The following is a 14,659-nucleotide window of genomic DNA, read 5'->3' as shown; positions in this document are numbered from 1 at the left end:
GGCCCCGCGAGCCCCGCCGCCTGCTCGACGCGGCCGGCACCCCGGGCGCCGCCGCCGAGCTGCGCGGGGAGCGCGACGCCCTCGCCGCCTTCGCCTCCGCCGCGACGCCCCGGGGCCGGTGGCGGCTGCGCCGGGCGGCGGTGACCGCCTCCGGCACGGTGGCGGCCAAGTCCCTGGCCGCCGCGCTCGCCGTGGTGGGCACCGCGACCGGCGGCCTGGCCCTCGCCGCGAACGAGACGCACCCGTCCGGCTCCCCGGCCACGGGCACCCCCACCGAGGGCCCCACCTGGTCGGCTCCGGGGGAGCACGCCGCGGGCGTGGCCGTCTCCGCCCGCTCGGCCGCCTCCGCCGTGTACGCGGCGGGCGCCCCCGTGTCGGGCCACGACCTGGCGGCGCACGGGATCGGCGGCGGCACCGGGGCCGGCGGTGCCGGAGGCTACGGAGCCGGTGCCGAGCGGGGAGCGGGTCTCGCCGGCCCGAGCGCCCGCGGGGCCGCCGGGGGAAGCGGAGGGAACTCGATCGACGCGGGTTCTGGCGGCGCCGAGGGCGGTGCCCCGAGCGACGGCTCCGGTGGCGTGTCGGGCGAGGCCTCCAACACCGCCTCGAGCGCCGGCGCTTACGAGGCCCCGAACGGCGTCACCACCGGAGCAGAGGCCGGCAGGTCCGGCAAGACCCCACCCGGCCTGGCCCGTCGGGCGGAGACACCGGCGGGGCCGAAGTAGGAGCCTGCGCGGCTTCGGCCGTCCCGGTGGGCGCGGGCGGCGAACCCGGGAGGCCTTGCACGAGCCGATCAGCTGCTGCGGCTCGGTTCGTGGGCCGCGTGGGATCGCCGCACTGGCCGCGGACCCGGACCGGGTGCGTTGGACCGGGCGCTCGACGTCGAGCGGCGAGCACGCGCAGGTCTACGGCGTCGACGATCTCGACAGTTCCCGGCCGGACGCCTGGCGCCACGTCGTGGAGGTCCAGGACCCGGGCAGGCCGGCCGACACGACCGGGTGCCGATGAGCGGTCGAGGGCGCCACGTCGCGCCGGCCGGCCGCGGCACGACATCCAGCGCGATGCCGTGCGGCAGGCGAGTCGGCACGGCCCGCCGCGCGACCTTCCCGTCGCGTCAGCCGAGCGCGAGATCCAGGGCGGGAGCGAACGGCGTCGAGCGCGGCCAGGGTGGTGTCGTCCAGGGCGATCGTCCCGGCGGCGACGTTGGCCTCGAGGTGATCGGGATCCGCGGTGCCGGGGATGAGGAGCACGTGGGGCGCGTGGTGCAGCAACCAGGCCAACCCGATCTGGGCCGGGGTGGCGCCGTGCGACCGGGCGGCGGCGATGACGGCCGGTTCGTCCGTCACCTTGGGGATGCCGGGGAAGGAGCCGCCGAGCGGGAAGAAGGGCACCCAGGCGATCTTCTCGTCGAGGCAGAGCCGGAGCATGTCCTCGTCGCCGCGCGACACCAGGCTGTAGCCGTTCTGGACGCAGGCGATGCCCGCGGGCAGGGCCCGGCGCAGCCCGTCGAGACCGACGCCGCTCAGGCCGATGGCGCCGATCGTGCCGGCGTCGCGGAGGGAGGTCAGCACCGCGAGCTGGTCGTCGAGGTCGACCACCTGGTCGCCGGAGGCGCGCAGGCCGGGCCCGGCGTCCAGGCGGCGGAGGTTCACGACCGGGATCTGCTCGAGACCGAGACTCCTCAGGTTCGCCTCGACGCTCGCCCGCAGCTGCTCGGGGCGCTGCGCGGGCCGCAGCGGGAGGGCGCCGCCCGGATCGGGATCGGCGCCGACCTTGGTGACGACCACGACGCCGTCGTCCCCGCGGAACGCGTCGCGGAGGAACCCGTTGACGACCCCGTCCCCGTAGAACCGGGCGGTGTCGACGTGGTCGACGCCGCGTTCCCGGGCGCGGCGCAGGAGGACGAGCGCGGCGGCGCGATCGGCGTGCAGGCGTTCCAGCTGCATCGCACCGAACCCGATGCGGGACACCGGACGGCCGGCCATCGTCCCGGCCCCGCCCGCACGCGGAGCGGGGGGCATCGGGTTCGGGGAGCCGGCGGGGTTCTCGGTCATGAGTGGTCCTTCCGGATGCGCGCGAGGAAACGGAGGACGCTCCGCTCAGGCCCCAGCCTAATACTCCAGCCGTAGATCGTGATCTTGCTGGGCGTGGCGGTCCCGGACGTGGTACGGCCACCGCTTGATCATCATCAGTTGTGTCGACATCAGAAGATCTTGCGGTGGCCGCGTGCCACAGCGTAGATCCCGGCCGGTGGCGGGCAGTGGCAGGTGAGCTGCTCGATCGGGTGGCCGGGCACTTCGCCCGGGTGGAGACCCGGCGCCGGTTCGGGGTGTTGCTGCGCGGGATGCTCGCCGACCTGCCGCGGAAGAATTGCTGGTCGCTGGCCGAACACGCCGGCGAGGCCACCCCAGACGGGATGCAACATCTGCTGGCCCGCGCAGTATGGGACGACGACGCGGTCGCCGCGCACGTGCGCGGGTTCGTCGCCGAGCACCTCGCCGACCCCGCCGGGGTGCTGGTCGCCGACGAGACCGGGGATCTGAAGAAGGGCAGCTGCACGGTCGGGACCCAACGCCAGTACACCGGCACCGCGGGGCGGATCGAGAACGCCCAGGTCGCGGTATATCTGACCTACGCAGGCAGGGACGGGCACGCGTTGATCGACCGCGAGCTCTACCTGCCCCGGTCCTGGACCGATGACCCCGACCGACTCCGCGGCGCCGGGGTGCCCGACGGGGTCGGGTTCGCCACGAAGCCCGCCCTGGCCGCCCAGATGATCGAGCGAGCCCTCGACGCCGGCGTGGCGGCCCGCTGGATGACCGGCGACGAGGTCTACGGCGCCGACCCCGGCCTGCGCGCCCGGCTCGAGGCCCACGGTCTGGGGTACGTGCTGGCCGTCGCCGCCAACCACCACGTCCGGATCAGTGCCGGCCCGGGCGGACGGATGCGCGTTGACCGGATCGCCGCCGCCCTCGACGAGCACTGCTGGCAGCGCCGCTCGGCCGGGTCCGGGGCGAAGGGCCCACGCATCTATGAGTGGGCACTGATCGCGCTCGACCCCAGCGACGGCTCTGGATCCAGCGACGGGCTCGGGCACCGCTACCTGCTCATCCGTCGCCACCCCGGACACGGCGAGCTGGCCTTCTACCGCTGCTACAGCCCTGGCCCGGTCCCACTCGGCGAGTTGGTCCGCGTCGCCGGGGTCCGGTGGCGCATCGAGGAGTCGTTCCAGGCCGCAAAGGGCCTGGTCGGGCTCGACCAACATCAGGTCCGCCGCTGGGGCTCCTGGCGGCGCTGGACTGTGATCGCCATGGCCGCACACGCCCTACTCGCCGTCCTCGCCGCCAAGGAACGCACCCGACCCCGACCGGACGGGCTCATCGCACTCACCTGCCACGAGATCGCGCACCTGTTCAACCGTCTCGTTATCAACCCTGCCCGGCGCCTGATCAACCCCTTGACCTGGACAAACTGGCGATGCCGCCATCAACACCGAGCCCGCGAATGCCACTACCGAGCCCGACCAGCGACATGATCACGATCGACGGCTGGAGTACTAACTGGAGGACCCTCCGATTCGCACTCGTGCGGAGGACGGGTCGAGAGTCCTCAGGCCGCGCTGCACACCGTCACGTCGCCCAGCAGGGACCACACCTGCAGCCGGACCACAAGCGCGCCGCGCACCCGCGGCACCGGCGCGAGCTCCACCTTCTGGTCGCCGAGCAAGGAGAAGCCGCCGACTGACTCGCCCTGGGTCTGGTGGAGGCTCCTGACCTGGGGAACGAGGATGGAGTCTGCCGAGAGAGCAGTCGCCGGGCAAGCCGAGCACGCGTCGGTACTCCGAGGAGGAGAAGGTCGCCGCGGTGCGGATGGTCCGCACGTTGCGCGCGGAGCTGGGCAGCGAGCACGGGACCGTGAAGCGGGTGGCCGAGCAGCTCGGGTACGGGGTCGAGTCGGTGCGGGTGTGGGTGCGCCAGGCCGACATCGACGACGGGCACGAACCCGGTGTGAGCACCGAGGAGGCCGCCCTGGTCCCTGAGCTCGAGCAGGAGATCCGCGAGCTGCGCCGGGCCGACGACATTGTGAAGCGCGCCGCGCGTTTCTTCGGGTCAGTGCCACGATGATCACACCTGGCAGGGTTCGCTCCTTTCTTCGGCGCCCGCCACGGTGGCTGACCGTGGGGTGGCTTCTCGGCGATGTGCGGCCCTGCCAGACGTCCGGATCGGCCGGGACGCGTGGGCTTGACAGGAGCGTGCGCTCGGCCCGACTGAGGCGTGGCCGCTCCCGGGCGATGCGGAGGACCCAACCCCTTCGCAGCCTCCGGAGCCGCCGCATGGTGATGATCGGAACCGACTCGCACAAGCGCACCCATACCGTGGTCGCGCTCGACGACATCGGACGCCGGCTCGACGAGCTGACCGTCGTTGTCCTGATGAACCGAGTGAGGAAGGGCCCGGCCGCGGCGGTCGGGGGGCATCGCCTACCGCGGCCGGGTGTCGGGTCGGCGACCGGGGGCGGCCCACCACCGCCGCCCGGTCGCCCGGAACCCCGGCGGGCCCTCCCTGCCCGCTCGGAGGTGTGAGCCGGCCGGGACGTGCGGTCCGTGCGGCCGGAGTCGTTGCGGCGCAGCAGCGTATTCGCCGCGAGCACGCGTGGTCAGCGTCGTCGGCCGGAGCGCGGGGCAGGAGGGGCCGACCGATCAGCGTCCGCGGGTCGCTCGGTCCGCCGATGCGGGACAAAGGTCCCGGGACCGATTCGGGCCCGGACCGGCGGTGATCAGCCGCTCACGCATCACGCCGTGCGAGCCGGCCCGTGCCGCCGCGCGGCCCCCGTGGCCCGACCCACCGCCTGGCCGCACGGCACGCCCCTGAACGCCCTCACAGACCGGGAGGCCGGGCCGGGCCCCCCGCCCTCACCTGCCCCGCCTCCGCACCCAGCGGTACCCCACTCCGACGAGCACGACTCCCGCCCCGGCCACCACCGACTCCCAGGGCAGGGTCGCGGCGAGCACCGCGCAGCCGGCCATCCCGAGCACCTGGAGGACGCGCGGGTAGCGGCGCTCGGCGGCCGGCTGCCCGACCGCGGCGAGGTTGGCGACGAAGTAGTAGAGCAGCACGCCGAAGGACGAGAACCCGATCACCCCGCGCAGGTCCACGGTGCACACCAGCGCCACCACGACGAGCGCCACGGCGATCTCCGCCCGGTGCGGCACCGAGCGTCGGGGGTGGACCGCAGCGAGCGGCGCGGGCAGGTCCGACTCCCGCGCCATCGCGAGCACGGTCCGCCCCACGCCCGCGACGAGCCCCAGCAGCGCCCCGAGCGAGGCGAGCGCCCCGCCGACCGCGGCGATCCAGGCGCCGCCGGGTGGGAGCACCTCGGCGAGCGGAGCCGTCGAGGAGGACAGGCGCGACGGCCCCAGCACCAGCAGCAGCACGGCGCCGACGGCCGCGTACACCGCGACCGCGCCGGCGAGCGCGAGCGTGATCGCCCGCGGGATGGTGCGTGCCGGGTCGCGCACCTCCTCGCCGAGCGTCGCGACGCGGGCGTACCCGGCGAACGCGAAGAACAGCAGGCCGGCGGCCTGCAGGACGCCGTACACCCCGCCCGCGCCCTCGGCGAGGCCGGCAAGCCGCACGGGGCCGCGGGCCGCGGCGGTGAGCAGGATCGCGGCCAGTGCGAGCAGCACCAGCGCGACCAGGATCCGGGTCAGCCGCGCCGTCCTCGTCACGCCGGCGAGGTTGACCCCGGCCACCGCGACGACGGCGAGCGCGGCCACGGGTCGCTGCCACCCGATCGGCACGAGGTAGGCCGCCGCCGTCAGCGCCATGGCCGCGCAGCTGGCCGTCTTCCCGACGACGAAGCCCCAGCCCGCGACGAACCCCCACCACGGCCCCAGCCGCTCGCGGCCGTAGACGTACGTGCCGCCGGACCGCGGGTAGCGGGCCGCGAGCTGGGCCGACGACGTCGCGTTGCACCACGCCACCAGCGCCGCCAGGGCGAGCCCGAGGAGGAGCCCGGACCCGGCCGCGGCCGCGGCGGGTGCGAACGCCGCGAAGACCCCGGCCCCGATCATCGACCCGAGCCCGATCACGGTCGCGTCGACGGTGCCCAGCCGGCGCTGCAGCGCGGGAGTGCTCATCGCGGGAGACGCTAGCGGGGTCCGGTCGAGCGTCGCCGCGCCCTGTGGTTGGCGACGTTCACTCGGTTCCCGCACAGCTCGGGCATGCAGTAGCGGCGCCGCCCGGCCCGGCTGACGTCGACGAACGCGCCCTCGCAGAAGGGGGCGGCACACGCGCGGAACCGCGCCGGTCCCAACGCCCGGACGGCGCCGAGCAGACCCACCCCGGTGACGGCCGCGAGCCCCTCGACGAGCCCGGCGTCGGACCCGAAGACCCAGTCGGGCCGCTCGCCGCCGCCGAGCGTCAACCCTCCCAGTGCCAGGGCCGAGGCGCGCCGGACGACGGCCGCAACCCCGTCGGTCCCGGCCTCGGCCGTGGCTCCCGCCCCGTCGACCCCGGCCCCGCCGCCCCCGGAGAGCCCCACGAGCACGTCGACGATCCCGCGCAGCTCCGTCCGCAGCTCCCGCACGCCGTCGAGCTCCCCCGGCCGGCAGGAGCCCGCGAACCCGTGCGCCGCGAGCAGGGCGTCGACCTCGGCGGGCGCGGTCAGCTTCTCGAGGCCGTGCCACACGCGCGGTGCGGTGCCGATCAGCGCCGTCGCCAGCTCCGCGCCGCGGCCGTAATCGCTCAAAGGCAGTTGCACACCTTACCTCCGCGTGTCACGGTAATCGACACAAGCGTACTGGAAGCCTTACGGAGGTGGACATGATCCCGACCCTGGACTCCCGGCGCGTCCGCGTCGCCGGCGGCGAGGTGGCGTTCGACCGCGTGGGCGAGGGTCCCGCCGTCGTCCTCACCCACGGCACGCCCTCCTGGTCCCTGCTGTGGCGGGAGGTCGTCCCGGCGCTCGCCGCCGACCACACCGTGTACCTGTGGGACCTGCTCGGCTACGGCCGTTCCACGCCGCCACGCGGCGCGCGGCCCTCGGTCGCCCTCCACGCCGAGGCGCTCGCGGCGCTGGTCGAGGCCTGGGGCCTGGACGATCCGGTGCTCGTCGGGCACGACATCGGCGCCGCCGCCGTCCTGCGCGCCCACCTGCGCCACGGTCTCCCCGCGCGGGCCCTCGCGCTGCTCGACGCGGCCGTCCTGCCGCCCTGGACCACGCCGGTCGCGCAGCACATCCAGGCCCACCTCGACGTCTACCGCACCATGCCCGAGCACGTGTTCCACGAGCTGATCCGCGCCCATCTCGCCACGGCCACGCACCGCCCGCTCGACCCGGGGACCGAGCGCGCCTACCTCGAGCCGTACGCGGGGGAGGCCGGGCAGCAGCGGTACCTCGACCAGGTCGAGGGCTTCGACGAGGCCGACACCCGCGAGGTGGTGGCGAGGCTCGGCGAGGTCGCGGTGCCGACGCTCGTGCTGTGGGGCGAGCAGGACCGCTGGCTGCCGGCCGACGCCGCCGGCCGGCTGGCCGCGGCGATCCCGGGCGCCCGCCGCGTCGTCGTCCCCCGGGCCGGTCACTTCCTCCCGGAGGACGACCCCGTCGCCACGGCCGACGAGCTGGTCTCCTTCCTGCACGATCTGTGATGCGCGTCACTCAGGGCAGGATGTCGAGTGCGGGCCGCCCGCTCCGTACGTGCTCACGACGGATGCCCGCCGGGCGCCGCCGACGAGAGGAGACGTCGTGAAGTACCTGCTCATCATGCAGATCGACCCCGCCGTGCTGGAGAGCCTGACCGAGGCGCAGGGCCGCGAGATCGAGACCGGGCACGGCCGGTTCATGGAGGAGATCACCCGGACCGGGGAGCTGATCGGGACGCAGGCCCTGGCCGACCCGTCCCGCAGCGCGGTCGTCTCCGTCCGGGACGGGGCGACGACCGTGACCGACGGGCCGTTCGTCGAGGCCAAGGAGTACATGGGCGGCTTCTACGTGATCGACGTCGAGACCCCGGAGCGGGCGTACGAGCTGGCCGCGAAGATCCCCGACGCCGGGATCGAGGGGCTCGCCGTCGAGGTGCGCCCGGTCGTCTTCACGGCGGGCTTCGGCCTGACGGAGCCCGAGGCCTCCTGAGTCGTGGCCGACCGCGCGCTCGAGGACCTGCTGCGCGAGTGCGCGCCGCAGGTCCTCGGTGTGCTCGTCTCCCGGTTCCGCCAGTTCGACCTGTGCGAGGACGCCGTCCAGGAGGCGCTGCTCGCAGCGGCCTCGGCGTGGCCGGAGGGCGGGGTGCCCGACGAGCCGGTCGGTTGGCTGGTCACCGTCGCCCGCCGCCGGCTCACCGACCTGTGGCGCAGCGACAGCGCGCGCCGTCGCCGCGAGGAGGCCGTCGCCGTCGATCCTGCCGGGACCGTCGACCTCGAGGCGCCGGCCGTCGACGACAGCCTCGAGATGCTGCTGCTCTGCGTGCACCCGGACCTCACCGAGGCGAGCCGGATCGCGCTGACGCTGCGCGCGGTCGGGGGGCTCACGACCGCCGAGATCGCCCGGGCGTTCCTCGTCCCCGAGGCCACGATGGCCCAGCGGATCAGCCGCGCGAAGGCCACGATCGGGGCGGGCGGCGGCTTCACCCTGCCCGCGGACGTCCGCACCGAGCGGCTGTCCGCGGCCCTGCACGTCCTCTACCTGATCTTCAACGAGGGCTACACGGCCAGCGCGGGCCCGGGCCTGACCCGCGTCGACCTGTCCGCCGAGGCGATCCGGCTGACCCGGATGCTGCACCGCCTCCTGCCCGCCGACGGCGAGGTGGCCGGGCTGCTCGTCCTCATGCTCCTCACCGACGCCCGCCGGCAGGCCCGCACGGACACCGACGGCCGGATGATCCCCCTCGCCGAGCAGGACCGGAGCCGGTGGGACCACGCCGCGATCCGCGAGGCCACCACGCTGCTGGAACGGACCCTCGCGCGCCGCGAGGTCGGCCCCTACCAGCTGCAGGCCGCGATCGCGGCCGTCCACGCCGAGGCGTCCACGGACGCCGACACCGACTGGCGGCAGATCGAGATCCTGTACCGGCTGCTCGAGGAGTGCACGGACAACCCGGTGGTCACGCTGAACCGGGCCGTCGCCGTCGGGATGGCGTACGGGCCCGAGCGGGGGTTGGAGGTGCTGGACCGGGTGGCGGGGGACAGGCGCCTGGCCCGCCACCACCGGCCCGACGCCGTCCGCGCCCATCTGCTGGACCGGCTCGGGGACCACGAGGCGGCGCGGGAGCACTTCCGGCGGGCCGCCCGCGCGACGCTCAACCTCGCGGAGAAGCGCTACCTCGAGGACCGGGCCCGGCGGGCGGGATCGGCCGCCACCACCCCGCCCGACGACGACCCGGGCACGAGCTGACTCAGGGCAGCCGGCGGTGGAAGGCCCGGATGTGCGCCTCCACCCGCTCCGCGGCCAGGGCGGCGTCGCCCGCCTCGATCGCCTCGAGGATCCCGCGGTGCTCGCGCCGGAGCTGCGCGCGCAGGCCCGGCCAGTCCTCCTCGGCCTGCATCCCGTCGAGCAGCGCGCCGCGCAGCGACTCGCGGATCGCCGCGGTCAGCTCGCTGACCAGCCGGTTCCCGCCCGACTCGGCGATGGCCACGTGGAAGGCGGTGTCGAGCGGGTTGAACTCCTCGCGCGGGAGGTCGGCCTCCATCGCCGCGAGCGCCTCGCGGACCCGTGCCAGATCGGCGGGGGAGTGCCGCTCGGCGGCCGACGCGGCGCTGGTCCGCTCCAGCATCACGCGCGCGCCGGTGAGGTCCTCCGCCGGGAAGGAGCTGACCGCGAGGTGCACCTTGAGCAGCCGCGACAGCGCCCTCGCCGGGGCGGGGACGATCACGGTGCCGGAGTCGCTGCCGGTGCCCTGCTGGGACCGCACGACGCCCTGGGCCTGCAGCACGCGCAGCGCCTCGCGCACCGCCTGCCGGCTCGCGCCCAGCATCGAGGCGAGCTCGCGCTCCGGGGGGAGCCGGTCGCCCGGGCCGAGCGCCCCCGAGACGAGCTGCTCCTCGATCCGCTCGATCACGAGCTCGTAGGTCGGGACGCGCTGGACCTGGTCCCAGCGTGGTGCCGCCATCTCCACCCCCTCGGTGGACGGGAGCCTAGCGTGCGGTCTAAGGTCCGACCATAGCCAGGACCTGGCTCCACGCTCCGTCCACCACCGGAGGCACCGTGCCCGTCGGCCTGCTCGTCACCTGCATGAACGACGCCCTGTTCCCGGACACCGGCCGCGCCGTCGTCACCCTGCTGCGGCGGCTGGGTGTCGAGGTCGACTTCCCGGTCGCGCAGACCTGCTGCGGCCAGCCGATGGTCAACACCGGCTACCTCGACGAGGCCGTGCCGCTGCTGCGCCGGCACCTGGAGGCCTTCGCCGGGTACGAGGCCGTCGTGGTGCCGTCGGGGTCGTGCGCCGGGTCGGTGCGCCACCAGCACCGGATGGTGGCCGAGCGCTCCGGCGACCCGGGCCTCGTGCGCGCCGTCGAGCAGGCGCCGCCGGTGTACGAGCTGTCGGAGTACCTGGTCGACGTCCTCGGCGTGGTCGACGTCGGGGCGTACTTCCCGCACCGGGTCACCTACCACCCGACCTGCCACTCGCTGCGGATGCTGGGCGTCGGCGACCGGCCGACCCGGCTGCTGGAGGCGGTGCGCGGGCTGCGGCTCGTCGAGCTGCCGGCCGCCGCCGAGTGCTGCGGGTTCGGCGGGACCTTCGCGGTGAAGAACTCGGAGACCTCGATCGCGATGGGCGCGGACAAGGCGCGGCACGTGCGGGAGTCCGGCGCGGAGGTGCTGGTCGCGGGGGACAACTCGTGCCTCACGCACATCGTCGGCCTGCTCTCCCGGCAGCGCTCCGGGGTGCGGGTGATGCACCTCGCCGAGGTGCTCGCCTCGACCGAGCCGGTGATCGAGGAGCCGCCCCGGGAGGCCGACCGCGGCTCCGCGGGCAGCACCGCCCTCGCGACCGGGGGTGCCCGGTGAGCGCCACCTTCCTCGGCACCCCGGCCTTCCCGACCGCGGCCCGCGCCGCCCTGGCCGACACCCAGCTGCGCCGCAACCTCGCCCACGCGACCGGCACCATCCGGGGCAAGCGGGCCGCCGTCGTCGGCGAGGTCGACGAGTGGGAGCGGCTCCGGCGCGCCGGCGCCGCGCTCAAGGACCGCACGCTGCGCCACCTGGACACCTACCTCGCGCAGCTCGAGGAGTCGCTGACCCGCGCCGGGGCCACCGTGCACTGGGCCCGCGACGCCGTTGAGGCCAACCGGATCGTCGTCGACATCGCGCGGGGCCACGGCACGGACGAGGTCGTCAAGGTCAAGTCCATGGCGACGGCGGAGATCGGGCTCAACGAGGCCCTGGAGGCCGCCGGGATCCACGCCTGGGAGACCGACCTGGCCGAGCTGATCGTGCAGCTCGGCGAGGACCTGCCCAGCCACATCCTGGTGCCGGCGATCCACCGCAACCGCTCCGAGGTGCGGGAGATCTTCCTGCGCGAGATGGGCCGGTACGGCAGGGCCGCCCCGCGCGACCTCACCGACACCCCGGCCGAGCTCGCCGCGGCGGCCCGGGCGCACCTGCGGGAGAAGTTCCTGCGGGCCAGGGTCGCGGTGTCCGGCGCGAACTTCGCGGTGGCCGAGACCGGCACGCTGGCCGTGGTCGAGAGCGAGGGCAACGGCCGGATGTGCCTGACCCTGCCCGAGGTGCTGGTCAGCGTCGTGGGCATCGAGAAGCTGGTGCCCACGTGGGCGGACCTCGACGTCTTCCTCCAGCTGCTCCCGCGTAGCTCGACCGGGGAGCGGATGAACCCGTACACCTCGATGTGGACCGGCGTGACCCCCGGCGACGGGCCGCAGGAGGTGCACGTCGTGCTGCTCGACAACGGACGCACGCAGGTCCTCGCCGACGAGGTCGGCCGGCAGGCGTTGCGCTGCATCCGCTGCTCGGCCTGCCTCAACGTCTGCCCGGTCTACGAGCGCACCGGCGGGCACAGCTACGGCTCGGTCTACCCCGGGCCGATCGGCGCCATCCTCACCCCGATGCTGCGCGGGGTCGGGCACGCTGGCGCGGAGGGGGCGCAGCTCGACTCGCTGCCGTACGCGTCGAGTCTGTGCGGGGCGTGCTTCGAGGTGTGCCCGGTGCGGATCGACATCCCCGAGGTGCTGGTGCACCTGCGGACGAAGGTGGTCGACGCGCACCGCGGCGAGCCCACGGTGCAGAACCTGGCCATGAAGGCGGCCTCGTGGGCCCTGGCCGACGCCCGGCGGACCGCCGCGGCGGAGAAGGTGTCCGGGGCGGTCGGGCGCGTCCTTCGCGACACGAAGCGCCGCGCCCCCGGCGGGCGCGGGGTGCTCGGCGCGCTGCCCGGACCGGCGGCGGCCTGGTCCGACGCGCGGGACGTTCCGGTACCGGCGCCCGAGTCGTTCCGGGCGTGGTGGGCGCGGACCGACGGCGGTCGCCGCGAGGACGGGGGAGCGAAGTGAGTGCGCGCGAGGAGATCCTGGGCCGGGTGCGGGCGGCGCTGGCCGACGTGCCGGCCGCCGAGACCCCGGCCGACGTCGCCGTGGACCGCCCGGAGCCGCGCCCGACGACCGCGGTGGACGTCGAGTTGTTCGCCGAGCGGGTCGCCGACTACAAGGCGACGGTGGTGCGCTGCACGCCCGAGGACCTGCCGACGCACCTGGCCGCGGCCCTGGAGGGCGTACTGCGCCTCCTGGTGCCCGCCGACCTGCCCGAGGAGCTGCGCCCGGCCGATGCGATCCTCGACGAGCAGCTGTCGACCGCGGAGCTCGACGCCGTCGACGGCGTGCTGACCACGGCGGCGCTGGGGATCGCCGAAACGGGGACGATCGTGCTGGACCACGGGCCGGGGCAGGGCCGCCGCGCGGCGACCCTGGTGCCCGATCTGCACGTCTGCGTGGTCCGGACGGACCAGGTGGTCGCGGACGTCGCCTCCGCGGTCGCCCGCCTCGACCCGACCCGTCCGTTGACCTGGATCAGCGGGCCGAGCGCGACCAGCGACATCGAGCTGGACCGGGTCGAGGGCGTCCACGGCCCCCGCACCCTGACCGTCCTGCTGGTCGGCTGAGCTGAGCCGTCGAGATGCGCGTCATGGAACCATGACGCGCACGACGCCGACCGGAGATCGCATCATGGTTCCCCAACGCATCAGAGGAGGGGCGCGCCGGTCTTCTCGCGGACCTCGTCCTCGGAGACGCCGAAGGTCTCGACCAGCTTCAGGCCCTCGTCGGTCACGTCGATCACGGCGAGGTCGGTGACGATGCGGTCGACGCAGGCCACGCCGGTGAGCGGCAGCGTGCACTGCTCGAGGATCTTGGGCGAGCCGTCCTTGGAGACGTGGTCCATCATCACGAGGACCTTCCTGGCCCCGTGGACGAGGTCCATCGCCCCGCCCATCCCCTTGATCATCTTGCCGGGGATGGCCCAGTTGGCCAGGTCGCCGGTCGCGCTGACCTGCATCGCGCCCAGCACGGCGACGTCGACCTTGCCGCCGCGGATCATCGAGAAGCTGTCCGAGGAGCCGAAGTAGCTCGCGCCGGGCAGGACCGTGACGGTCTCCTTGCCCGCGTTGATCAGGTCCGGGTCGACCTCGTCGTCGGTCGGGTAGGGGCCGACGCCGAGGATGCCGTTCTCGCTGTGCAGCACCACCGTGCGGGTGCCCGGGATGTGGTCGGGCACCAGCGTCGGCATGCCGATGCCGAGGTTGACGTACGAGCCGTCGGGCAGCTCGTCGGCCACCCGCTTCGCGAGCTGGTCCCTGGTCAGACTCACTTCCGCACCGTCCTGAACTCGACCGGCTTGTCGGCGTCGGGCACGTGCACGACGCGCTGGACGTGGATGCCGGGGGTGTGCACCGCGTCGGGGTCGATCTCGCCGGGCTCGACGAGGTGCTCGACCTGCGCGATGGTGACCCGGCCCGCGGCGGCGCAGTCCGGGTTGAAGTTGCGCGCGCTGCGCCGGTAGACCAGGTTGCCGTGCCGGTCGCCCTTCCAGGCGTGGACCAGCGCGTAGTCCGGGGCGATGGCGCGCTCGAGCACGTAGCGCACGCCGCCGAACTCGCGGACCTCCTTGGGCGGGGACTTCACCGCGACCGTGCCGTCCGCGGCGTAGCGCCACGGCAGCCCGCCCTCGGCGACCAGGGTGCCGACGCCGGCGGGGGTGAAGAAGGCCGGGATCCCGGCGCCGCCCGCGCGCAGCCGCTCGGCGAGCGTGCCCTGCGGGGTCAGCTCCAGCTCGAGCTCGCCGGCCAGGTACTGGCGGGCGAACTCCTTGTTGTTGCCGACGTAGGAGCCGATCGTCCGGCGGATCCGGCCCGCGGCGAGCAGGGTGCCCAGGCCGAACCCGTCGACGCCGAGGTTGTTGCTGATCGTCTCGAGGTCGGTCGCGCCCTGCTCGAGCAGGGCCGCGATCAGCGCGGTCGGGACGCCGGACATGCCGAAGCCTCCGACGGCCAGGGACGCGCCGTCCCCGATGTCGGCGACCGCTTCGCGCGCCGACGCCACCACCTTGTCCATGCGGGACACCGTACCGACCGTTCGCATCTCGCACAAGAGTTCGCATCGCGAACGCTCGGATGCCTGAAGGAGCGAGCGGCACTGTCGCTCACCAGAGGCGAGCGAGA

12 protein-coding genes and 3 pseudogenes are annotated in these 14,659 nt (G+C 74.7%); 9 read left to right on the top strand and 6 right to left on the bottom strand.

Translation table 11 applies throughout. The features are described from left to right. Window positions 1-722 (top strand): annotated as a pseudogene (locus tag ACFQH9_RS29415) (hypothetical protein); the annotation flags it as partial. A 389-nt stretch (window positions 723-1,111) separates the two neighbouring features. Here ACFQH9_RS29415 and ACFQH9_RS29405 read toward each other — a convergent pair. Further along, window positions 1,112-2,018, bottom strand: a pseudogene (locus tag ACFQH9_RS29405) (aldo/keto reductase). 239 nt (window positions 2,019-2,257) lie between these two features. Here ACFQH9_RS29405 and ACFQH9_RS29400 point away from each other — a divergent pair. Further along, entirely contained in the window at window positions 2,258-3,532 is a 1,275-nt protein-coding gene (locus ACFQH9_RS29400; protein ID WP_379571226.1) for an IS701 family transposase, read from the top strand. A gap of 259 nt (window positions 3,533-3,791) precedes the next feature. Beyond that, window positions 3,792-4,103 (top strand): annotated as a pseudogene (locus ACFQH9_RS29395) (transposase); the annotation flags it as partial. Between the two features lie 806 nt (window positions 4,104-4,909). On the opposite strand, the gene ACFQH9_RS29390 reads toward ACFQH9_RS29395, so the two are convergent. Together ACFQH9_RS29390 and ACFQH9_RS29385 are read right to left on the bottom strand one after the other, a co-directional pair. Further along, on the bottom strand, window positions 4,910-6,136 hold the full coding sequence (locus ACFQH9_RS29390) for an APC family permease (protein WP_379571224.1): 1,227 nt from the start codon (window positions 6,134-6,136) through the stop codon (window positions 4,910-4,912). Window positions 6,137-6,147: 11 nt separating this feature from the next. After that, entirely contained in the window at window positions 6,148-6,747 is a 600-nt protein-coding gene (locus tag ACFQH9_RS29385; RefSeq protein ID WP_379571222.1) for a CGNR zinc finger domain-containing protein, read from the bottom strand. 74 nt (window positions 6,748-6,821) lie between these two features. Here ACFQH9_RS29385 and ACFQH9_RS29380 point away from each other — a divergent pair, with 74 nt between their 5' ends. The 3 genes from ACFQH9_RS29380 to ACFQH9_RS29370 all read left to right on the top strand — a co-directional run bounded on the left by ACFQH9_RS29380 (window position 6,822) and on the right by ACFQH9_RS29370 (window position 9,387). Next, window positions 6,822-7,646, top strand: coding sequence for an alpha/beta fold hydrolase (locus ACFQH9_RS29380; protein WP_379571220.1), 825 nt, complete (start codon window positions 6,822-6,824; stop codon window positions 7,644-7,646). A gap of 97 nt (window positions 7,647-7,743) precedes the next feature. Beyond that, the gene (locus ACFQH9_RS29375; RefSeq protein WP_379571218.1) at window positions 7,744-8,130 is read left to right on the top strand and encodes a YciI family protein; all 387 of its coding nucleotides are present in this window, start codon (window positions 7,744-7,746) and stop codon (window positions 8,128-8,130) included. Between the two features lie 3 nt (window positions 8,131-8,133). Continuing rightward, complete coding sequence (locus ACFQH9_RS29370) at window positions 8,134-9,387, top strand: RNA polymerase sigma factor (protein ID WP_379571217.1); 1,254 nt, start codon at window positions 8,134-8,136, stop codon at window positions 9,385-9,387. Window position 9,388: 1 nt separating this feature from the next. Here the strand turns inward: ACFQH9_RS29370 and ACFQH9_RS29365 are convergent, their stop codons facing one another. After that, window positions 9,389-10,102 (bottom strand): FadR/GntR family transcriptional regulator, encoded by a 714-nt coding sequence (locus tag ACFQH9_RS29365; RefSeq protein ID WP_379571215.1) that lies wholly within the window; start codon window positions 10,100-10,102, stop codon window positions 9,389-9,391. A gap of 95 nt (window positions 10,103-10,197) precedes the next feature. On the opposite strand from ACFQH9_RS29365, the gene ACFQH9_RS29360 reads away from it, so the two are divergent. Genes ACFQH9_RS29360 through ACFQH9_RS29350 form a run of 3 tightly spaced genes read left to right on the top strand, consistent with a single transcriptional unit; the run spans window position 10,198 to window position 13,105 of the window. Then, the gene (locus ACFQH9_RS29360) at window positions 10,198-11,001 is read left to right on the top strand and encodes a (Fe-S)-binding protein (RefSeq protein ID WP_379571213.1); all 804 of its coding nucleotides are present in this window, start codon (window positions 10,198-10,200) and stop codon (window positions 10,999-11,001) included. Further along, window positions 10,998-12,500, top strand: coding sequence for a lactate utilization protein B (locus ACFQH9_RS29355; RefSeq protein ID WP_379571211.1), 1,503 nt, complete (start codon window positions 10,998-11,000; stop codon window positions 12,498-12,500). Before ACFQH9_RS29360 ends, ACFQH9_RS29355 begins: the two co-directional genes overlap by 4 nt. Next, window positions 12,497-13,105: a LutC/YkgG family protein gene (locus ACFQH9_RS29350; RefSeq protein WP_379571209.1), complete on the top strand. Its 609-nt coding sequence runs from the start codon at window positions 12,497-12,499 to the stop codon at window positions 13,103-13,105. Before ACFQH9_RS29355 ends, ACFQH9_RS29350 begins: the two co-directional genes overlap by 4 nt. 80 nt (window positions 13,106-13,185) lie before the next feature. Here the strand turns inward: ACFQH9_RS29350 and ACFQH9_RS29345 are convergent, their stop codons facing one another. Then, the gene (locus ACFQH9_RS29345; protein ID WP_379571207.1) at window positions 13,186-13,809 is read right to left on the bottom strand and encodes a CoA transferase subunit B; all 624 of its coding nucleotides are present in this window, start codon (window positions 13,807-13,809) and stop codon (window positions 13,186-13,188) included. Further along, on the bottom strand, window positions 13,806-14,552 hold the full coding sequence (locus tag ACFQH9_RS29340; RefSeq protein ID WP_379571205.1) for a CoA transferase subunit A: 747 nt from the start codon (window positions 14,550-14,552) through the stop codon (window positions 13,806-13,808). The genes ACFQH9_RS29345 and ACFQH9_RS29340 overlap by 4 nt, the downstream gene beginning before the upstream one ends. Window positions 14,553-14,659 lie beyond the last annotated feature (107 nt).

This window comes from Pseudonocardia lutea (assembly GCF_042658055.1).
GTDB lineage: Bacteria > Actinomycetota > Actinomycetes > Mycobacteriales > Pseudonocardiaceae > Pseudonocardia > Pseudonocardia lutea.
This window is presented reverse-complemented; position numbering and strand designations above follow the sequence as displayed.

Coding starts and splice junctions, on each gene's coding strand:
- ACFQH9_RS29380 (WP_379571220.1), top strand. CDS start 6,822: ATGATCCCGACCCTGGACTCCCGGCGCGTCCGCGTCGCCGGCGGCGAG.
- ACFQH9_RS29340 (WP_379571205.1), bottom strand. CDS start 14,552: ATGGACAAGGTGGTGGCGTCGGCGCGCGAAGCGGTCGCCGACATCGGG.
- ACFQH9_RS29390 (WP_379571224.1), bottom strand. CDS start 6,136: ATGAGCACTCCCGCGCTGCAGCGCCGGCTGGGCACCGTCGACGCGACC.
- ACFQH9_RS29365 (WP_379571215.1), bottom strand. CDS start 10,102: ATGGCGGCACCACGCTGGGACCAGGTCCAGCGCGTCCCGACCTACGAG.